The organism is Glaciimonas sp. GNP009 (assembly GCF_054343755.1).
In genome coordinates, this window is the sequence record NZ_JBTGUV010000004.1 from 3,498,818 (window position 1) to 3,520,022 (window position 21,205).

At 50.5% G+C, this 21,205-nt stretch carries 12 protein-coding genes; 3 read left to right on the forward strand and 9 right to left on the reverse strand.

Annotated elements, in window-relative coordinates:
• Positions 1–63 precede the first annotated feature (63 nt).
• Positions 64–8,910: a glycoside hydrolase family 94 protein gene (locus tag ACXX82_RS16245; RefSeq protein ID WP_458564007.1), complete on the reverse strand. Its 8,847-nt coding sequence runs from the start codon at positions 8,908–8,910 to the stop codon at positions 64–66.
• An 835-nt stretch (positions 8,911–9,745) separates the two neighbouring features.
• Positions 9,746–11,257: a leucyl aminopeptidase gene (locus tag ACXX82_RS16250; protein ID WP_322236580.1), complete on the reverse strand. Its 1,512-nt coding sequence runs from the start codon at positions 11,255–11,257 to the stop codon at positions 9,746–9,748.
• 37 nt (positions 11,258–11,294) lie between these two features.
• Here ACXX82_RS16250 and lptF point away from each other — a divergent pair, with 37 nt between their 5' ends.
• The 3 genes from lptF (at position 11,295) to ACXX82_RS16265 (ending at position 14,074) form a co-directional block, all read left to right on the forward strand.
• The gene (gene lptF / locus ACXX82_RS16255; RefSeq protein WP_458564008.1) at positions 11,295–12,428 is read left to right on the forward strand and encodes an LPS export ABC transporter permease LptF; all 1,134 of its coding nucleotides are present in this window, start codon (positions 11,295–11,297) and stop codon (positions 12,426–12,428) included.
• Entirely contained in the window at positions 12,425–13,564 is a 1,140-nt protein-coding gene (lptG, locus tag ACXX82_RS16260) for an LPS export ABC transporter permease LptG (RefSeq protein WP_322236582.1), read from the forward strand. The genes lptF and lptG overlap by 4 nt, the downstream gene beginning before the upstream one ends.
• Before the next feature lie 141 nt (positions 13,565–13,705).
• Positions 13,706–14,074, forward strand: a complete 369-nt coding sequence (locus ACXX82_RS16265) for a sirohydrochlorin chelatase (RefSeq protein ID WP_322236584.1) — start codon at positions 13,706–13,708, stop codon at positions 14,072–14,074.
• Positions 14,075–14,206: 132 nt separating this feature from the next.
• Here ACXX82_RS16265 and cobA read toward each other — a convergent pair whose 3' ends face one another.
• The 7 genes from cobA to ACXX82_RS16300 form a co-directional block, all read right to left on the reverse strand.
• Positions 14,207–15,013: a uroporphyrinogen-III C-methyltransferase gene (gene cobA / locus ACXX82_RS16270; protein ID WP_322236586.1), complete on the reverse strand. Its 807-nt coding sequence runs from the start codon at positions 15,011–15,013 to the stop codon at positions 14,207–14,209.
• A 26-nt stretch (positions 15,014–15,039) separates the two neighbouring features.
• The gene (locus ACXX82_RS16275; protein ID WP_458563268.1) at positions 15,040–16,371 is read right to left on the reverse strand and encodes a sulfate adenylyltransferase subunit 1; all 1,332 of its coding nucleotides are present in this window, start codon (positions 16,369–16,371) and stop codon (positions 15,040–15,042) included.
• On the reverse strand, positions 16,371–17,306 hold the full coding sequence (cysD, locus tag ACXX82_RS16280) for a sulfate adenylyltransferase subunit CysD (protein ID WP_322236590.1): 936 nt from the start codon (positions 17,304–17,306) through the stop codon (positions 16,371–16,373). The genes ACXX82_RS16275 and cysD overlap by 1 nt, the downstream gene beginning before the upstream one ends.
• 85 nt (positions 17,307–17,391) lie before the next feature.
• Entirely contained in the window at positions 17,392–18,123 is a 732-nt protein-coding gene (locus ACXX82_RS16285) for a phosphoadenylyl-sulfate reductase (protein WP_323506977.1), read from the reverse strand.
• 5 nt (positions 18,124–18,128) lie between these two features.
• Positions 18,129–18,665: a DUF934 domain-containing protein gene (locus ACXX82_RS16290; RefSeq protein WP_322236594.1), complete on the reverse strand. Its 537-nt coding sequence runs from the start codon at positions 18,663–18,665 to the stop codon at positions 18,129–18,131.
• Entirely contained in the window at positions 18,658–20,352 is a 1,695-nt protein-coding gene (locus ACXX82_RS16295; protein WP_322236596.1) for a nitrite/sulfite reductase, read from the reverse strand. The genes ACXX82_RS16290 and ACXX82_RS16295 overlap by 8 nt, the downstream gene beginning before the upstream one ends.
• A 64-nt stretch (positions 20,353–20,416) precedes the next feature.
• A complete protein-coding gene (locus ACXX82_RS16300; protein ID WP_322236597.1) occupies positions 20,417–21,190 on the reverse strand; it encodes a sulfite exporter TauE/SafE family protein in 774 nt (257 codons plus the stop codon).
• Positions 21,191–21,205: the final 15 nt, after the last annotated feature.

The window sequence follows — 21,205 nt, forward strand, 5'->3', positions numbered from 1 at the left end:
TTTAAAGCGACAGCTTTTCCTTGCCATCTTTGAGATGCGCAACGTAGCGTTATGTCTACGTTACTAGGTGGCGACATCATCCGTAGTATTGCCATCGTTGTTGCTGAGAGCCGCAGCAGCTCTGACAATCCTGATGTCGACCACATGCTCTTTCTGATCGTCGGCTAACGTAAACGCGGAGCCCTGATGCAGCATGCCGTCAATGCTGACAGCGGCTTCTCCATCTTGGTGTTGGGTAATACTGATTTGGTAAGGCGTGCTGCCGTAACGATAACGCATCGAAAAGGTTGACCATTCTGCGGGCATGCATGGATTGAATGAGAGTTGATTCTTTTCTAATTTCAGGCCGAGTAGCGACTCCGTGATGAGGCGATACATCCAGCCTGACGAACCTGTGTACCAACTCCATCCACCGCGCCCGATATGCGGTGCCACGCCATATACATCGGCGGAAATAACATACGGTTCGACTTTATAAATCGCGATTTTTTCTGCACTCTGTCCGTGGTTAATTGGATTGATCAGGGCGAGCAGTTCCCATGCACGGCGGTGGTCGCCGAGCGTAGCAAAGGCCATGACGGTCCAGATCGCAGCGTGTGTGTATTGGCCGCCGTTTTCACGTACGCCAGGAGCATATCCGCGAATGTAGCCTGGATTGAGTGGTGATTTGTCGAATGGAGGATCAAGCAACTGAATGAGGCCGGCATCGCGCCGCACCAAACGCTGATCGACCGCGTCCATGGCTTTTTGGGAACGTTCAGGATTGCCCGCGGCGGATATCACGGCCCAGCTTTGGGAGATGGCATCGATTTGACATTCGGGATTGCTGACGGAGCCGAGCGGCGTGCCATCATCGAAATAAGCGCGGCGATACCAGTTGCCATCCCAGGCGTTGGTTTCAATATTGGTTTGCAGTTTTTGGGCTTCCGATGTACAGAGATCAGAAAAAGCTGTGTCACCATGTTGCATGGCGATGCCGGAAAAAACAGTTAATACGTCGTATAGAAACCATCCTAGCCAAACGCTTTCGCCGCGCCCATGTTCGCCCACTTTGTCCATTCCATCGTTCCAGTCGCATGATCCGATCAAAGGCAGTCCGTGGCTACCAAAGCGCAAACCGTGGGTGATCGCGCGCGTGCAATGCTGGTACAAACTGGCTGACTTGGAAGAGCGCGTAGGAAGATCGTAATACGAATCCTCGTTGTCGCCGACCAGACGGCCTTCGATAAAAGGTACTACTTCGTCCAGAATATTGGTATCGCCGGTCGCAATGATGTAGCGACACGTTGCGAGCGGCAGCCATAAAAAGTCATCGGAGCATTTGGTGCGTACGCCGCGATCAGACGGTGGATGCCACCAGTGTAAAACGTCGCCTTCGACAAATTGATGGGCTGCGCAAAGTAATAGATGGGCACGTAATAAATGTGGCTGCGTATGGACCAATGCCATAACGTCCTGTAATTGGTCGCGGAACCCAAAAGCGCCACCGGACTGATAGTAGCCGCTGCGTGCCCAGAGTCGGCAGGCGATGGTTTGATATATGAGCCAGCCGTTAGTCAGTACATTGAGTGCAGGATCTGGTGTGTCAATTTGTACCGCACCCAACGTTTGATCCCAATAACGATGCACGGCATCCAGAACGCTTTGGGCCGCCGCTGTTCCGCGCAGTTTGCGCACCAGAGCGCTGGCGTCGGCGCTGCCGTTTTTGGATAATCCAAGCATGAAGACCAGTTGCCGGTTCTCGCCATCGGCGAGCGTAAAGGGCACTTGTAAGGCAGCACACGGATCCAGTCCCGCGCCTACTTTTCCCGATAAATGCGTCCGTTCCAGCGCCTGTGGTTGTTGTAGAGAACCGTTGCGTCCTAAGAACTCAGTCCGATCACCAGTGAGTGTGCGATTAGGATCATCGACATCGAAGAAGGCGACACGCTGGTTGAACTCAGTGTTGTAGGCATTCTGTGCAAAAATAGCGCCACTGTTAGGGTCTACTTCGGTGACGACATGCATCATCGACTTTTCACGCAAATCACCTAACACCCATTCAACGTAACCGGTTGCCGATAATTTACGCGTGCGACCGGAATCGTTACGTAATTTGAGGACCGAAAATTTGACCGAATCGTCTGTTGCAACGTACACCCAGAGCGCGGATGCGATGCCGTTTTCTATGTGCTCAAATACGCTATATCCAAAACCGTGGCGGGTCACGTAAGGTGTAGAAAGTTGGTTGGCTGCACCATGCGAGGATGAATTAGTTGATAGGAGCGGCGTCGGCGACCAATATTCGGTTGTCTCCTCATCCCGAAGAAAAAATGCTTCACCGCTTGATGCGCTGACGGGATCGTTATGCCACGGCGTCAGGCGGAATTCGTGGGCGTTCTCGCCCCATGTATAAGCGACCCCATTTTCGGAAACGATGGTACCGAATTCAGCATTCGCCAGCACGTTAACCCATGGCGCTGGGGTTTGTTGTTTTTCGCCGGTGGTGATCATATATTCCCGGCCATCCGGCGTGAAGCCACCATACGGATTGGTCAAAATAAGATCGCTACGTTGAATCAGCGGACTGACTGATTGATTGGTGTTGTCGCTTCGACTAACTGATTGTGCAGCTGGACTTCTGCTCGCAGTCAAGCGCGGAACCCGGCTTTCTATAACGCTGCGACGGTTGATCTGTTCGGCTAGCGTACCGCCGCTATCGGTCAGCACAATACGCGCCACTGAATGCAGCAAGATGCGATCTTCATTAGCAATTTGATCGCCGGGCCGGACAAAAATACCGCCAGGCCGATCTATCACATGGCCTTCGATACCGGCGGCAATCAAGCCCATAATTTGGTCTTGTAGCAATTGTCGATAACCAGCGTGGTCTTCATTCCAGATCACCAGATCGACCGCTAGCCCTTTCAGTCGCCAGTAAGAGTGGGCTTGTACCAGTTGTCTTACCAGTTCGATGTTGGCGACATCTTTAATTTGTAGCAGGACGATCGGTAAATCCCCGGAAATGGCATAACTCCACAGTCCTGACTGACCACGCGTATTTTTGATCAATATGCTGGCATCAGCGCGCAGCGCGCTATTGGCATAGATAATTGAGTTTGCCAATCGGCCATAAAGCTGGGCATCTGTTTCTGTTGCATTAATCTGGCGTAATATGACTTGGCTGTGGGTCCATGACAAATCAAACACCCGGTCGGCCAGATGTCGGTCCTGATATTTATCGATCAGCGTGAGACAAACGTCTCTTGTTTCACTGGCACCGGTGACCATATCGATGGTGACGGTTTGTTCTGCCGCCAGCGTAATCCGATAGCGGATCGCCACCACAGGATCGAGTACTGAACCTTGACTGCCTGACAGCGGATCCTGGTTGAGCATGGCTTGAGGGGCATTAATGGAACGGCCGCGACCGATAAATTGCATACGATCTGTTTCGTAGGAAATGATATCGATTTTGGCACCGTGCGCTGCCATTAGATGAAACATCCATGGCATTTTTTCATCAATGGAACGGGGCCGCCGGGTGCATAGAATGGCACGCTGATCAGGCAGAATTTCGGTCTGGACGAACAGATTGCTAAAGGCCGGATGGGCGCTGTCGGCGGCGGCTGGTGCTAATACGACTTCAGAATAGCTGGTGATATCGATTGAGCGGCGATTACGCGAGCGATTGGTGATGCGGGTGCGCCGGAGTTCTATATCGTCTTCCGGAGAAACCACGATTTCGGTATGCATCTCGATATCATAGCCCTCGCCCGAATCGCGACGACGGAATTCAGCACGACCTTCGGAGAAGATGACTTCATAATCCTGTGCCAGTTTGCGGGTTGGTTGGAAAGTGCTAGACCAATAAGTACCACTTATCAGGTCACGGACATAACAGAAGGTTCCCCAATTGTCGCAGGTAGTATCTTCATGCCAGCGTGAAACGGCTAGATCGCGCCAACGGCTGGCGCCGCCACCGGCATTACTGACCATCACGTGATATCGACCATTTGATAGCAACTGGACTTCTGGAATCAGTGTATTCGCACTGCCGAGTATACGAACCGGCATCTCTTGCGTGCTAGCCGCAACAGTGCGAATTTCCGCTAATTCATGACTGTTTGAGTAGAACGCACTGGCCTTTGGTACGCGCTCGTGCAGCAATAACATGGTGGCTTGAAATAACGGGTCTGAACCAAAGCGCTGCTGCATGGGCTGATCCAGCAACAGATAGGTTAGGGCCAGTAAACTCATCCCTTGGTGATGCGCCATGAACGACCGAATCAGTGCATGCGACTGACCGCGGGGAAGTCGTGAGCGTGTATAGTCGACGGCTTCGTACATGCCATATTTTCCCTGGAAGCCGTCCGCTGTCAGTCGTTGCAGGTTCACGCAAGCCTGTTCAGGTGCGACCATCAATGCCAATACGGATGCGTAAGGGGCAATAACCTGATCGTCCGCTAATCCACGTTTAAGGCCTAATCCGGGCACACCAAACGCACGGTATTGGTAGTTCAGGTTGGCGTCGAAAGCGTTGTAACCGGATTCCGAAATTCCCCAAGGCATGCCAATCTGTGCGCCATAGTCGATCTGGCGTTTAACGGCAGAGCGATAAGTTTGGTCGAGTAGCGTGTTGGCAAACGTCGGCATTACTAACAGTGGCATCAAATATTCGAACATTGAGCCGCTCCATGACAGCAGGATCGGTGCGCCGCCAGCGGTCGTGAGTTGGCGCCCTAGCGAGAACCAGTTTTCCTGTGGAAGCTGACCCTGCGCAATAGCGACAAAACTGCAAAGACGCGCCTCCGACGCCAGCAAATCATAATAGCTTGCATCGCGGCGACGTTCACTGACGTTGTAACCAATTGCGAGTAAGTGACTGGCGCGATCGTATAGAAACTCGTATTCCATCTGGGCCATTTCCCGCAGTTCGAGCGTCAGCCGTTCAATCGTTTTAATGTACTTGGAGGCACGTTGTGCAGCGACCGCTACGCTGGCATAAATATCCGTTAACTGCGCATTTTTCTCTGCAGTACGTATCCCTGATGCGTTGGTTAAGGTCATTAAAACATCGTCGTTTTCAGTCAGTGCAGCAGATACTTTATGCTCGGCTTCCTGTAATCGGGTTTCAAGGGATAGCAGATCGCGCAGAGTTGGAATGTGATTGAGGTGCGGCAACTCAGTCATCCTGTGTGCATGTTGCGGCAACATCATCCACGGCGTTAGCCATGCCAGCGTTGCGCTGGCTTCGCGGCAATGATGCACCAGCGTCCGTGACCACCAACTGATTTCGGAACTTTGGCCAGCGTGGAGTGCACTCTCGATTGCCAATGCCCCATCAGTTAATCGTTCAAGCATGCGCTGTAATGAATTGAGGCTGATCGGTGGCGATGCGCATGCGCTCGCTAACTCCAGATGAAACGCAATGCGTTCGTTCGCTGCTTTGTCTTTTGAATCTTCCGCAGCATCGATTGCTTCGCCCAAAATAGAGAGCGTATCCCACAGTCCCAGCAGCCATTGATGGCCGATGATCGGTTGATCGTTCAATGCATTCAGCCCGGCTTGCAATGTCAGTAGATGGCCAGCCAGATTGCCGCTATCGACCGTGGAGACATACATCGGTTGAAGTGGTTTGAGATATTGTGTGTCATACCAGTTATAGAAATGGCCCCGATAGCGTTCTAATGTGAGAAGTGTGCGCACGGTGTTATCGGTGCGTTCCAGCAATTGCGCGATCAGAATGTAGCCAAAATCATGGGCCGCAAGATTAGCCAGTAATGCCATCCCGATATTGGTCGGCGAGGTTCTGTGCGCAACCACTGCCACCGGCTGCTCCTGAACGTTGTCGGGCGGAAGCCAGTTGTCCTCAGGGCCGACATAGGTTTCAAAAAAAGCCCATGTTTTGCGCGTCAGGTTACGCAAAAACCGGTATTGCTCTCTCGTCAGTTGTGATTTTGTAGGTTGTTGCGGCAGGCTGATGCGCCACGCGATTGCCGGTCCGATGATCCACAGCACCAGCAAAGGCGCTGCGGTAAATAATGCGCGCGGATAGGTCACGATCACGATGACCGCAATCGCCACGGCCAGCAGCGGTGCCATCCACATAGCCCTGAAACTACTGAAGATGTCGTTGGCGCTGTGGCGGCTGATTTCGCTGGAAGGATTCCATTCCAGCATGCGGCGGTGCGATATCAGCATGCGCCAAATAGTGCGGAGAATGGCATCAATGCTATAGCACGCTTCATAGGGAAGAAATGCAAGTGTCAGTAAGGCCTGAATCAGGTAATTCACCACGCTATCAAAGACAGCTTTTAAGTGTTGCCGTAATAATACGTCTTTGGGTTTGCGCAAGAGATCGAGAATCGAACCAATGATGTACGGTAAAACGATAATCCCGATGACCGTGACAGTCCAGAAAAGTGGCGCATTGAAGATCGTCCAACCTAAAATAAGCAACAGAAATAGTGCACTCGGAATTAGGCTGCGGCGCAGATTATCGAATATTTTCCAGTGCGACAAAGTCGATAAAAAGTTGGGTTGGCGTGGTGTCGACTTGTCCGACGCTGGCACGCGTGGCCGTAACCAGCCAGCAATTTGCCAATCGCCACGGATCCATCGATGGCGACGGCTAACGTCGGTGCCATAGCGGTTGGGATATTCCTCATATAGTTGAATATCCGACAGTAAGCCCGAGCGCGCATAACAGCCTTCCAGCAAGTCATGACTAAGAATCTGATTCTCGGGAAGGCGGTCAGTCAGCGCATGTTCAAACGCATCGACATCGTAAATGCCTTTGCCGATGAACGATCCTTCTTTAAATAAATCCTGGTACACATCGGAGACGGCGCGGGTATAAGGATCGATGCCGGATTCGCCTCCGTACAAACGCGCGTAATAAGAGGTATTGCTGCCAGGTAAACTATTGGCGATACGCGGTTGTAAAATAGCATATCCCGCGGTAACCCGATGCAGCGCCGGATCATAAAACGGCGTGTTGAGCGGATGCGCCATTGCGCCGGAAAGTTGCCATGCAACATCACGCGGTAACAGTGTATCGGTATCCAGCGTGATGACGTATTTGATGTTGGATAGTACTTCGGGCTTGCCGACAATGCGCATAAAGGAAGAGCGTTCAGCGCCGCGCAGATAAGCGTTTAACTGCGCCAGCTTGCCGCGCTTGCGTTCGTAGCCCATCCAGATATTTTCTTGTGGATTCCAACGCCTTGGACGATGAAAGAGGAAGAAAGTATTGTGGGTTTGCGGGTTATATTTCTCGTTGAGTTCATTGATGCGTTGTTCGGCAATTTGCAGCAGTAACGTATCTTCTGGCTGGCTTTCAGTAGATGCATCACGGAAATCAGTCAGCAGGCAAAAATGCAAATGTGGATCACGATTTGCCAAAAAACGTACTTCTAATGCTTCACATAAATCGTCGACACCCTCAGCATGCATTAACATGCTGGGCACGGCGACTAAGGTTCTGGCTTCTCCCGGAATTCCCTCCGAAAAATCCATGCGAGGAAGCCTTTGTGGCTTGGCGAGTAAGGTCGCCAGCCAGTTCACTAAAGCCAACGCAAGATGGCTGGTGGCGATGAGCGCCAGTACGGCGATGATTGGCAGCTCCCACTTTCTGGCGTGAAGCGGGTAAGCATAAATATAGACGTGGTACAACAAACCGGCGGTCAGGAGCGTCGTGAGGATGGCAATTCCGCCAAGATACATGCGCAACGGCATGCGACTGGCCGATTTACGAAAGCGATCAAGGCCATGGCGGCGGACGGCAGCGATTTTTTCGATTTGCAGCAGACCTTCATCAATCAGGTAATAGCCGATGTGCGCTTTACGTGGGTCGATATTACCAACGTAATTGTTATTCTCTGTTCGATTTGAGCTTTCTGGACTATCTTCGCTACTGGACAAGCGGGCGGCCGCTTCCTGAGCCAGTGCCACCGCTTGTTGCGCCACTTCGAACTCGGTCAGATGTGAGTGTTTGGCAATATGTTCAACGCTATGGCGGTATTGATCCCGGGTGCCGAAATCCATTTTTCCATACACTTCTAGTGGATCAGTTTGCAGGGTCTGTTCCACGATACTCATGGTCTCGAAAAATTCACGCCAGTTCATCGTAGCCAGAAAGCGTAGGCTGCCGATGCTGTTACTAATCGATACCTGATCGGCGGCTTGTTGCTGTATTTCGGTTAGCACCAGTTGTTCGACGGTATCGCCGGATTGCAAAAGACGTTGTTCTATCCACGTTAGCGGCAATGCCAGCGCCGGTCCCTGACCTTGCAGGCGGCGCGCTAGTTCCGCCACGAACGATCCCACCATCGGGGGATCTGAGCGGGCCATGTCGGCGATCACCAGAATCAGGCTACTAGGATCGGTCTCGACTACTTCTGTCATTTGGTCGGCCCACGAATCAGCCAGATTACGGTGCTGGCTTCCGATGGCGAGGCGCGCCGCGACGCGCCGCAGATTATCAATGAGCGCCAATCGAAGCATGATGGGAATCGCCCACAATTCGCCCATTTTAAGCGGCATGATTTTTTGATAGGCGGCGACAAAGCGACTTAAATTTTCAGGATCGACGCGGGCATCACCGTGAGAAATTGTTTCTAAGGCAATATCATAGACGCGCGGAAATCCTGCCGATGATCCTTTTAACAGGCGCGGCAATTCCATACTGTAGTTTTTGGGGAGATGGCGTTTGGCGGTGCGTATTTGTTCTTCGATTAAATAAAAATTATCCAGTAGCCATTCTGCTGCTGGCGTGATCTGGCGTTTGCTCTTAACGGATTCAATCAGCAGATTGCAGGCGTACATTAAAACGCGCTCGTTGTCGGCCAGACGCGGCAGCAGTTGATCGGGAGTCATCTGAAGATTGATCTGATGATCAGTGGCGAGTAGTTTGCCATGCTGTTCCATTTGTAACGCACTGAATAATTCCGCACGTAAAGGTCGTTCGTCGGCGGTTTTGGATAGGGTGGCGTTGGTGCCGAAGCGATCCGTAAAATGACGGACATGCTGCTCCAGTCTATCTAGCAAGTTGTTGAAATATGCTTTCAATTCAGTGATCCTTTCTGAATATTCTGGATGCTACAAGGGACTCTTTTGCCTCTGCTGTTGCGGCCACAGCGCTAGATTGTGCAGAGTAGTTATGGTACTTTGTTATTTTAAAAGCAACTAAAATGAAGGAATTTTATCATCGCTGTTGCCTGATCTTGTACGTGGTTTAACGGATTTTGTTGTCTGAAGTAGTAGATGCCAGTAATGTGATTTTTTTAGCAGTTAATGAAAGTAATTGCTTAAATTGCACTAATAACTATGGCGAATAATATATTGCGTATATAGCAAACAATCCCAAGAACTCGGGACATGATGAGATGCACGATCAAAATTGTCGGCTTATTGTGGTTACAAAAAGACCTTTAAAAGTGGTCTTAATGACCATAATCCTACAGGTATTAAAAAGTAAAGCAAGATGACAATTTTGCTCAACAGGATGAAGAATGGCTAGACTTGACGCGAGAAGTTCGGGATATAACACGTTGAGTGACTGGTCAACGCTGATACGCTAGTTGCCTCGTGCGGAAATGTTTTGAAGGATTGCCTGAATTACCGACGATCCACGACCAATGCCCGATGAGGCTTTAGTGGCAGTGTAATATGAAAATAGGCGCTCAACCTGATGTTGAGCGCCTATTTTTTCTTGGCAACATTTTTCAATGTTGCCTGAATTAATTCCTTTCGGTAATTAACTTTATTTGGCTAACGCTGCCCGATTTATCAGGAAGTTGGTCAGCAGAGGCACCGGACGGCCGGTTGCGCCCTTAGCAGCGCCACCTTTCCATGCAGTTCCAGCGATATCCAAATGCGCCCAAGTGTACTTTTTGGTATAGCGCTCCAAAAAGCAAGCCGCCGTGATACTGCCACCAGCTGAGCCGCCGATATTTGCCATATCGGCAAAGTTCGACTTTAATTGCTCTTGGTAACTGTCTTCAATCGGCATACGCCACGCCGTGTCGCCGGTCGCTTTACCTGCGCTTAACAATTCATTTGCCAATATGTCATGTGCATCGTCGTGGCGCGTGAACAAGCCGGAGTTATGATGACCAAGTGCAGTCACGCAAGCGCCTGTCAAGGTGGCAATATCGACTACCGCGGCTGGTTTGAAACGTTCGACGTAGGTCAACGCATCGCATAAGACCAGACGGCCTTCAGCATCGGTATTGAGTACTTCGATGGTTTGGCCGGACATTGACGTGACGACGTCGCCCGGTTTGGTCGCACTGCCAGAAGGCATGTTTTCGGTCGCGGCAATGACCCCGATCACGTTTAATTTGAGCTTCATCTCAGAAATGGCGCGCAATGTGCCCAATACCGTGGCTGCACCGCACATGTCGTATTTCATTTCATCCATGCTCAAACCAGCTTTGAGTGAAATCCCGCCAGAGTCAAATGTCACGCCTTTACCAACCAAAACGACTGGTGCATCTTTAACCTTGCCGCCGAGATGTTTCAGCACAATGAACTTGGGTGGCTGATCACTCCCGCGTGCGACTGACAGAAAACTACCCATTTTGAGGGCTTCCAGCTGTTTACGGTCGAGTACTTCGACTTCAAGCTTGAACTCTTTTGCCAATTTCTTGGCAGTGTTAGCGAGATAGGTCGGTGTGCAAAAGTTGCCGGGCAGGTTGCCCAGGTCTTTGGTCAGATCAGTGCCGTTAGCAAGCGCGACAGCTTGGGCTAGCGCCTCTTTAGCGGCTGTTAGTTGGACAGCGGTCGCAAGAAACGCGAATTTCTTCACGCCCGTTGGGGTGGACTCTTTCTTACTTTTCAATCCGTCACAACGATAGTCGTTGTCGCGTAGCGCTTGAACCGTGGTGCGAATACCCCACGCTTGATTACGCTCTTTAATACTTGTGTAAGGCAACGCAATGACCGCATCGTTCGCACCGAGAGTTGATGCTACCCGTGCAACGCATAGCGCAGCCATGGAAATAACTTTGTCGGAGATATCGCCTTCAGGTCCTAATCCGATGAGTAAAACGCGCTCGGTAGCGGTGCCATTGATTTTACGTAAAAGTAACGTTGAGCCGGGTTTGCCGGAAATATCGCCAGACTTTAGCGCAGCAGTAATTTCTCCACTTTTGTCAAGTGCTTGTGCTTGTGGTGTTAGTTTTTTGTTTTCGAAGACCCCGACTACGATACAGCCGGATTTGAGTGTGGCAATTGAGGTTTTTGCGTCGTGTGTTTTTATGCTAAAGTCCATCAGTTACTCCTTATCGATCCTCAATTATAGTCCCCCCATGATTTTTCAGCGCGCTCTTCGACGCGAATTGTTGAGTACGGCAGGCGCCGTGTTCACCACGCTCTTCACAATAACCATCACCGTCATGTTGATCAAGATTCTTGGACAAGCGGCTGGTGGCCAAATCGCATCCGCAGATGTCATTGCTCTGATCGGCTTTCAGGCGCTAAATTATTTGCCGATCATATTGATTTTAACTGGCTATATTTCTGTGCTTCTCGTGGTTACCCGCAGTTATCAGGACTCAGAAATGGTGGTCTGGTTTGCATCTGGCCTCAGTTTAACGCGCTGGATTAAGCCGGTATTGCTGTTTGGCTTGCCGATTGTCGTCTTGACGGCTCTTCTCAGTTTCGTCGCGACACCGTGGGCTAACACGCAAAGCGCAGAGTATCGGGAGCGCTTCGAGAAACGCGAGGACTTATCGAAAGTCTCTCCCGGCAAGTTTCAGGAGTCATCGACCGGCAATCGTATTTTCTTCGTTGAGGGATTTTCCGGAGATAGTAATAAAGTTAAAAACGTTTTTATTAACACCCAGACTGAGGGCAAGAACAGTATCGTCATTGCTAAAGAGGGCACGATTGAGCAAGATAAAAAGGGCGATAAATTTCTGATTTTGTCTCAGGGTCGTCGGTATGACAGCATCAGTACGCAGAGCGATTTCCGTATTATGGAGTTTGAGCGCTACGGGACGCTGGTCGCCAGTGAATCGCAGGCATTAAGTGGTGATAAGTCGTCACGCGCTTTGCCGACCATAGCGCTACTGAAAACCCCGAATAATTTTAATATGGGTGAATTGCTTTGGCGGATGTCGTTGCCGATGATGGCTTTGTGCTTGATGTTACTAGCGATTCCATTGAGTTTTGTGAATCCCCGCGTCGGCCGTTCTGCCAGCCTGATCATCGCACTCTTACTATTTGTAACGTACAGCAATATGGTAAGTTTTTTCCAGGCCACCGTAGTACAAGGGCGATTATCGTTCCTGACGGCCTTATGGCCGGTGCATGTGGTGGTTTTAGGGCTGATTTTGTTCCTGTTCTCGTGGCGCCTCAAGGTGAATAGTCGCTACCATCCTTTAGTTGTCTGGTCGGCGATCAAGCACGCTCGTATCCTTAAGAAATCGGCGGCGTCATGAAAGTCTTACAACGCTATTTCACCACAGAGATTGTGCGCTCGGTATTGTTTGCACTGGCCGCGTTTCTGGCGCTGTTTGCCTTTTTCGATTTGATGGGTGAACTGCAATCTGTCGGTCGCGGTGGATATAAGTTACAACACGCGTTCGGTTTTGTTTTGCTGGGATTGCCGAGCTACGCCTACGAATTAATGCCGATTGCTGTTTTGATCGGCACGATTTATACACTTTCGCAATTCGCCGCTCATTCTGAATTCACGATCATGCGGGTTTCCAGCATGTCGACCAAGATGACCGCGTGGATGTTATTTAAAATTGGCATTCTGTTTGTGGTCGCAACGGTATTGATTGGTGAGTTCGTTGCGCCGAAAAGTGCTGAATTTGCCGAAAAGCTGAAGCTAGGCGCCAAAGGCGCATCGGTTTCGCAAGAGTTTAAGTCGGGGTTGTGGAGTAAGGACGTGATTAAGTCAGGCGGACTCACCGGTGAGATTATCGGATCGCGTTTTATTAATATTCACGACATCCTGCCAAATGGTGAGCTACGAGGCGTTAAAGTCTATGAATTTGACCATAATTTCCACCTCACTTCGATTATCCTGGCGGATCATAGCGTGTACGCCGGTTCGCACCTATGGCGGTTGAGTGATGTTGTGCAGACCGATTTTGCGAACGGTGCAGGGACATTGGCCGATACGATCAACACAGCGATTGCGACGAAGAAAGTCGCATCGAAAGAAATGATATCCGAAATCACTCCCGAAATTCTGGCGGTGCTCTTTGCCGACCCGGACCGGATGTCTGCTTTTGATTTGCATGCCTATATCAAGCATCTGGCTGAAAACAATCAGCATACTGAGCGCTATGAAATTGCATTCTGGAAGAAGGTCATCTATCCGTTATCGATATTTGTCATGATGGCGCTCGCGTTGCCGTTTGCTTATCTGCATTTCCGTGCGGGTGGCGTTAGTCTGAAGATTTTTACCGGTATTATGATTGGTCTCAGCTTCCAGCTGGTGAACAGTCTGTTCTCGCATCTGGGTTTGCTCAATACCTGGCCGCCGTTGATTACCGCGGCCGTGCCAAGCATATTGTTCTTGATGGCGGCGATAGGGGCCTTGTCGCGGGTTGAGCGACATTAGCTTTATGAATTGATTGCCTTAATCAATTATTTTAGTTATTTGGCTGTTTTTTGAACTTAAATATTTGCCTTATTGGCAAGTATTCATAACATTCTTTCGCAACACTAGTCACACAAATATTGGCCGGGAGGCGACATATATATGAAAAAACAAGCATTAATTTTGTTCGCGCACGGCGCGCGCGCGGCAAGTTGGGTGGAGCCGTTTGAACGTCTGCAAAAAATCACGCAGCAACAATTACCGGATGTAAGAGTCGTGTTGGCTTTTCTGGAGTTGATGACACCACGCTTGCCCGAGGTATTGGCAGAATGTGCTGCGGATGGCATAACTGAAATTAGTATTGTGCCGGTGTTTTTGGGGCAGGGCGGCCATGTAAAGCGTGACTTGCCGTTGTTGGTTGTTGAGGCTCAGGCCCAATATCCGGGGACGATGATCACGGTGGCGGAAGCCGTTGGTGAGCAGCCAGAAGTGTTGGATGCGATTGCGCGCTATTGTGTGGGGAGCTTGTAGATTTTTAGGATGAGTTTGTTGGAAGCTACTTTACGGTGCTAAGTAAAAGTCCAAATAACTTTGTACAGAATCATCTGGTGTGAGATTTTATTTTATTTTGACCGGATGCCGCACCAAAGAGGATTCAAAAAACTAAGCCACGTTTTGATTGCAGAGCGCATCGTCAGTCGGGATTACCTTTCCAACCCGCTCCGCCAAAGCCTCGCCAATCATTACCAAAACAGGTCCTTCACACTGCGTCAATCCAACTTCTAACTGGCTCAGTTCCAACCTAAAAATACGCTCGTTATCCCTGCTACAATTTTCAACGACAACGACAGGTGTTGATGGAGGGCGTCCCTGCGCCAGCAAACGTTGCGCGGTAGCGGTGGCTTCACGGCCACCCATGTATTGCACTAACGTATCGCAATTCGGAATGGTGGTTTGATCAGCCTCATCTGGTGCCGTGCTCGATGTAAAAAAGGCAACGCTACGAGATACGCCACGCTTGGTTAATGGCTGTTGTGCAGACGCCGCAGCAGCCAAAGCTGCGGTAATTCCCGGCACGACTTCCACTTCAATTCCATGCGCTTCCAATGCCCGCAACTCTTCGTCTGCGCGACCAAATAACATCGGGTCGCCACCCTTTAAGCGTACAACCAGTGAATATTTTTTAGCGTTATCAACCAATTGCTTGTTGATGAACTGCTGCGCCGTTGATAGCTGGCCGCAACGTTTACCGACCAGAATTTTGATTGCTTGTGGACATAACGCCAGCATGTCATGCGTGACCAAAGCATCATGCAATACCACGTCTGCTTGCGCCAGAACACGGGCGCCACGCACGGTGATGAGGTCAGCAGCGCCGGGTCCGGCACCGATTAACACCACCTTGCCGAAGCTGCTTGCGGCAGATTCAACATTGGAGGCATTCGTAGTGGAGGTAGAAGTGAATTGCATGATCAAGTTTGCGTCTGTGGTCTACGTCAGTCGAAACGAATCATGCCAGCCGCGACGGTTTGATGCGTCACTTCGTCAATCAAAATAAACGCACCAGTCGCTCTTACTGCATCGTATGAGTCCGCTGCAATCGGTTGCTGTACTGTCAAAGAAACCCGCGCAATATCGTTCAGCTTCAGTGTGTCGGCTGTACGACGTTCTTGCGTATTGATATCCAGCAGCGTATCAATTTTAGTGATGCGTGCACCAGTTTGCTTGGTCGTATGCTTAATCCAGTATTTACGGCGCAGGTCGAGTGCGTCCTCTGACAACCAGCACAGATCGGCGCTGAGTGTTTTCAGCAATGCCGGTGCGCGGTCAACGGAGGCCAGCATGTCACCACGTGATATGTCCAGATGTTCTTCTAGTAATAGCGTCACTGACTGACCGACTGCAGCTGACTCCAGCGATCCTTCAAATACCAGAATATCTTTAACCGTCGCGCTTTGTCCGCTTGGCTGGATGGTCAGTTTGTCGCCCTTGCTGACTTTACCAGCTTCGATTCGACCCATGTAACCGCGGAAGTCATTGGCTTCGTGGCCGTTGTGACGTGCCACCAGTTGCACAGGGAAACGAAACGGCTCATCGTGACATTCGTCGTAGACGCTCAGCGACTCCAACAAGGTAATCAAAGTCGGCCCTTTGTTCCACGGCATCTTGTCGCCAGCCACCACCACGTTATCGCCAGCCAGTGCCGACAGTGGGATTGCATGGATATCTTTCAAGCCAAGCTGTTTGGCAAAGTCCATATACGCAGCAACGATGCGGTCATACACGGCTTGATCGTAGTTGACCAAATCCATTTTATTCACGGCGACAATCACGTGTTCGATCTGTAGCAGATGCGCAATGGTCGAGTGGCGTTTGGTTTGCGTCAGCAATTCAACGCTGCCATCATCGCCAAGTTTTACTTTTGAGACGTCTACCAGAATGATCACTGCGTCAGCCGTCGATGCGCCGGTAACCATGTTGCGAGTGTATTGCTCGTGTCCAGGTGTGTCGGCAATGATGAACTTGCGTTTTGGTGTGGCGAAGTAGCGGTACGCAACATCAATTGTGATCCCTTGTTCCCGTTCGGCTTCCAGTCCGTCCGTCAATAAGGACAGATCAATGGTGTCGCCAACTGTGCGCTTGTGTTTGGCGCGTGACATGGCATCCAGCTGATCGGCAAAAATGCCTTTGCTGTCGAACAATAGTCGGCCAATTAACGTGCTTTTGCCATCATCGACAGATCCTGCGGTAATAAAGCGCAGCAGACCGCGTTCTTGCTGTGGACGTTGTGTAGTCACTAGATTTTTTTCAGACACTGCGGCGTTCATTAGAAATATCCTTCTTTTTTGCGTTTTTCCATCGATGCTTCCGATGTCTGATCGTCCATGCGCGTAGCGCCACGTTCAGTAATTTGTGTGATCGCGGTTTCGGCAATGATGGCCTCAACCGTGGTCGCGTCGGAGGCAACCGGGCAGGTGCATGAAATGTCACCCACCGTGCGGAATCGCACTTCGCGCATTTCGACTACTTCGCCTTCTTTAGCCGGTGTCAGATCGGTCAACGGCACTAACAGGCCGTTGCGTGGAATGACCTGACGTTGATGCGCGAAATAAATCGGCGGCAATTCAAGCTTTTCGCGCGCAATGTATTGCCAGACATCGAGTTCGGTCCAGTTGGAAATAGGGAACACGCGCATGTTTTCACCTGGATGCACGCGGGTGTTATACAGATCCCACAGTTCAGGACGCTGCGCTTTTGGATTCCATTGACCGAATTCATCACGGAACGAAAAGATACGTTCCTTGGCGCGCGCTTTTTCTTCATCGCGGCGCGCACCACCGATACAAGCATCGAACTTATATTTGGCAATCGTTTCGAGCAAAGTCACTGCTTGGGCAGCATTACGTGAGTCAGTGAGTGGATTACGCAGACGTACGGTGCCACGTTGAATCGAATCTTCGACCGAACCAACGATCAGGCGCTCACCCAGTTCCGCAACTTTTTTATCGCGGAAAGTGATAACTTCTGCAAAGTTATGGCCGGTGTCGATATGCACCAAAGGGAACGGAAATTTGCCTGGACGGAAGGCTTTCTCGGCGATCCGCAACATGACTACTGAGTCTTTGCCACCAGAAAAAAGCAGCGCCGGATTACTGCACTCCGCCGCCACTTCGCGCATGATGTGAATCGCTTCAGATTCCAGCCAGTCGAGATGGCGGTCACTGGCGTTATCGAGAAAAAGTTTTTCTACTGCAGTGTTCATGGTGTGTTATCTCTTAGGTATTAACTTAGGTATTAGCTTGGGTATTAACTGAGGCTTAAATAAGGTCTTTGCAAGTTCTTTGGACTTAAGCTATGGATTTAATCCGGATCAGCTTTCCATCGACTACATGCAAACCACATTCTTTGGAGTCTGGATTTTCCCACCACCAACGACCGGCGCGAACATCTTCACCGGGCTGGATGGCGCGTGTACATGGCTCACAGCCAATCGACGGGTAACCCTTGTCGTGCAGCGGGTTATACGGCACATTGTTGCTGCGAATATATTCCCAGACATCTTCCTCGGACCAGTCTGCCAACGGATTGAACTTGGTCATCGCATGGGCGTCGTCCTGCTCTTGGACGTGCAGTTCGGCGCGGGTTTGTGACTGTGCGCGACGTTGTCCGGTCACCCAGGATTTATTGCCCGACAGTGCCCGATTCAACGGTTCAATCTTGCGTATGCGGCAGCATTCCTTACGCATGTCTACGCTATCATAAAACGCATTCAAACCGTTTTGTTCAACGTAGGCGGCAACCACTTCAGTTTGTGGACGAAACGGCGTGACTGTGTAGTCGTAGGTTTCCTTGATCCGGTCCAGCATGCCTAAAGTTTCGGCATGTAGTCGTCCTGTTTCAAGCGTAAAAATGCCGATGTCCAGTTTGCTGCGCAAGATCAGATCGGTCAGCACCATGTCTTCCGCTGCGAGGCTCGAGGCAAATACTGCCGGCGTATATTCGCTGGCGATTTTTTCCAACGTCGCTTTAGTAGCGGCAATCAGATCAGGCAAAGAGATAGTTGGTGCGGTAGTCGGCATGATGGTTATCCTTGCACCACTGGCTGGCGTTTTACACGACGGAACAAAGGGGTTTTTTCGTCCCACGAGGCTTGATATTTTTCCGAAAAATCGGTCAGGCCTTTTAGCGCATCATTGATGTTCTTGTCGGGCCGCACTGCATATGCATCGAAGCCAACGCGTGACATATAAAATAGTTGGTCACGCAAGACGTCACCGATAGCGCGTAGCTCACCTTCGTAACCATAACGGGTACGCAGATTGAAGGCGATTGAGTAACCGCGACCATCTGTAAAGATTGGGAAGTCAACGGCGATCAATTCAAAATGTGCGAGGTCGTCTTTCAATGCTTCAGGACGCGCATTGCTGCTAAGCCAGACGCCTAATTGCGAGCGGCCTTCCAGCGTTGCACGTTGTGCTTGCCATACAGTCAAAGGAACGATGACTTTGCCAGATGGTATTTCAACCGTCTCTGCAGTATCGTCGACCGCTAAACGGAGGACGGTCCAGTCATCGGCGACGACGCTACGGTTCTTAATAATGTTGATAGCAGACTCAGACACAAGCGTCCTCCCCAGTCGGTTGTGCGGCTTTGATCGGTGTGGCATAGACGTATTCTTTGAACGGTGCGACGCCAAGGCGTTGTACCGTGTCAATAAAGCGTTCATCTTCGGTGCGCTGTTTGACATACACGCTGAGCAGACGCTCAATCACGGTCGGCATTTGATGTGCCGAGAACGAAGGGCCGATGATTTTACCAATGCTAGTGCTGTTACCTTGCGCACCACCGATCGAGACTTGGTACCATTCTGCGCCATCTTTATCGACACCTAAAATACCGATATTGCCGACGTGATGATGACCGCAGGCGTTAATGCAACCTGAGATGTTTAATTCAATCTCACCGATGTCATGTTGAAAGTCGATATTGTCGAATTTCTCAGCAATCGCTTGTGCAATCGGAATCGATTTCGCGTTCGCCAGCGAGCAAAAATCACCGCCAGGGCAGCAAATGATATCGGTCAGCAAGCCAATATTTGGCGTTGCCAGCCCTTGCGCCTTCACGGCTTGCCAGAATGTGAATAACTCTGAAATCTTGACGTCCGCCAGCACCAGATTTTGTTCGTGCGTCACGCGCACTTCGCCGAAACTGTAGCGGTCAGACAGATCGGCAACAAAGTCAAGCTGGTCTGCGGTGATGTCGCCGGGTGGTACGCCAGTTTTCTTCAATGACAGAATGACCGCAGCGTAGCCGCTCACTTTGTGCGCTTTGACGTTGCGTTTTAGCCAGTTACCAAAAGCTTTGTCGCTAGCTTTCAATGCTTCAAATTCTGCATCGGTGGCTGGCAATGTTTCGTAGGCCGGTGCCGTGAAATATTGTGCGACGCGTTGCAATTCTTCGACCGTCAGCGTACCCGGACCATCTTTGATGTCCAGCCATTCAGCTTCGACCTGACGCGCAAACTCTTGCGGTCCAATGGCCTTGACTAAAATTTTGATACGGGCTTTGTAAATATTGTCGCGACGACCGTGTTGGTTATAGACGCGCAGGATTGCTTCCATGTAGGTCAAAGCATGTTGCCAAGGTAAGTATTCGCGGATCACGCTGCCGATAATCGGTGTACGACCCATGCCGCCGCCGACCATGACTTTAAAGCCGACTTCGCCGGACGCATCTTTGACCATGGTCAATCCGATGTCATGCACGGCAGTTGCTGCACGGTCTTCTTCCGAGCCATTGATCGCAAATTTAAACTTACGCGGCAGATACGCAAATTCTGGATGGAACGTGCTCCACTCACGCAGAATTTCTGCGTAAGGACGTGGATCAATCACTTCATCGGCGGCTACGCCAGCTAATTCATCCGACGTAATATTACGGATACAGTTACCGGAAGTCTGGATAGCGTGCATTTCTACCGTTGCCAGGTCCGCCAGAATGTCTGGGGATTCTTCCAGCTTGATCCAGTTGTACTGAATGTTTTGACGCGTTGTGAAATGGCCATAACCGCGATCATACTTGCGGGCGATATAAGCAAACTTACGCACTTGCGCTGAAGCCAGCAGACCATAAGGAACGGCAACCCGCAGCATGTAGGCGTGGCGTTGCATGTACAAACCGTTTTGGAGACGCAAGATGCGGAACTCATCTTCGGCCAATTCATCGGACAGGCGGCGTTCTACCTGACCGCGATATTGGGCAATGCGTTCTTTGACAATCTGGTGATCGTATTCGTCGTAGCGATACATCTTTTATTCCTAATCTGTGTGGCCGTGACCACGTCTCGTATTTAAGATTTCTAAAAAACGGTTTCTAAAAAACCAATTTAATTGCTACGCTAGTAAGCGTCACTGCTAATAAAGCACGTAAAATTTTCTCTGGTACTTTGCGTGCGGCCAACGACCCCAGTGTAATACCTGGAAGAGAACCGAGTAACAGGGCGCTTAATAATGCCCAGTCAATCGACCCTAACCACCAATGTCCGGCCGCGGCAATCGCAGTGAGTGGCACCGCGTAGGCGATATCGGTACCGGCGACTTCAGCGGGCGTCAGGCGAGGATACAACAAAACTAGTAAGGTAGCGCCAACGGCACCAGCGCCAATTGATGATATTGTGACTAACGTACCAAGTACTAATCCCGCAACAATCGTGGCAGCCGTCAACTTTGCGCCCTGAAGTTGTTTTTCAGGATGCGCATTTAACCAGTTTTGCAGTTTACCTTTAAATAGCAAGGCGATGACAGTTAGAAACACCGATCCGGCAATTGAATAACGAATAATTTGGCCCATTTCAGGGCTGACCGTGCCGAAATATTTTAAGGCGAGGGCAGTAATAACTGCCGCCGGCAGTGCGCCTAAACATAAATGGCGGACAATATCCCAACGGACATTGCCACTGTAGCGATGGGCAAATGTGCCAGCGACCTTGGTGGCAGAAGCGAACGCCAGATCGGTCCCCACGGCCACGCTTGGGTGGATGCCGAAAAGCAGCGTGAGGAGTGGCGTCATCAGAGAACCACCTCCGACTCCGGTCAATCCAACCAATAATCCGACGGCAAAGCCGCTTACTACATAAGAAAGAGTCATAAAGCCTCGTACGAA

What these genes read in the sequence shown, in the direction of transcription:
- ACXX82_RS16265 (WP_322236584.1), top strand. Translation starts at nt 13,706, where the DNA reads ATGAAAAAACAAGCATTAATTTTGTTCGCGCACGGCGCGCGCGCGGCA.
- ACXX82_RS16245 (WP_458564007.1), bottom strand. Translation starts at nt 8,910, where the DNA reads ATGGAACAGCATGGCAAACTACTCGCCACTGATCATCAGATCAATCTT.
- lptF (WP_458564008.1), top strand. Translation starts at nt 11,295, where the DNA reads ATGATTTTTCAGCGCGCTCTTCGACGCGAATTGTTGAGTACGGCAGGC.
- ACXX82_RS16295 (WP_322236596.1), bottom strand. Translation starts at nt 20,352, where the DNA reads ATGTATCGCTACGACGAATACGATCACCAGATTGTCAAAGAACGCATT.
- cysD (WP_322236590.1), bottom strand. Translation starts at nt 17,306, where the DNA reads ATGAACACTGCAGTAGAAAAACTTTTTCTCGATAACGCCAGTGACCGC.
- ACXX82_RS16250 (WP_322236580.1), bottom strand. Translation starts at nt 11,257, where the DNA reads ATGGACTTTAGCATAAAAACACACGACGCAAAAACCTCAATTGCCACA.
- ACXX82_RS16300 (WP_322236597.1), bottom strand. Translation starts at nt 21,190, where the DNA reads ATGACTCTTTCTTATGTAGTAAGCGGCTTTGCCGTCGGATTATTGGTT.
- cobA (WP_322236586.1), bottom strand. Translation starts at nt 15,013, where the DNA reads ATGCAATTCACTTCTACCTCCACTACGAATGCCTCCAATGTTGAATCT.
- ACXX82_RS16275 (WP_458563268.1), bottom strand. Translation starts at nt 16,371, where the DNA reads ATGAACGCCGCAGTGTCTGAAAAAAATCTAGTGACTACACAACGTCCA.
- ACXX82_RS16285 (WP_323506977.1), bottom strand. Translation starts at nt 18,123, where the DNA reads ATGCCGACTACCGCACCAACTATCTCTTTGCCTGATCTGATTGCCGCT.
- lptG (WP_322236582.1), top strand. Translation starts at nt 12,425, where the DNA reads ATGAAAGTCTTACAACGCTATTTCACCACAGAGATTGTGCGCTCGGTA.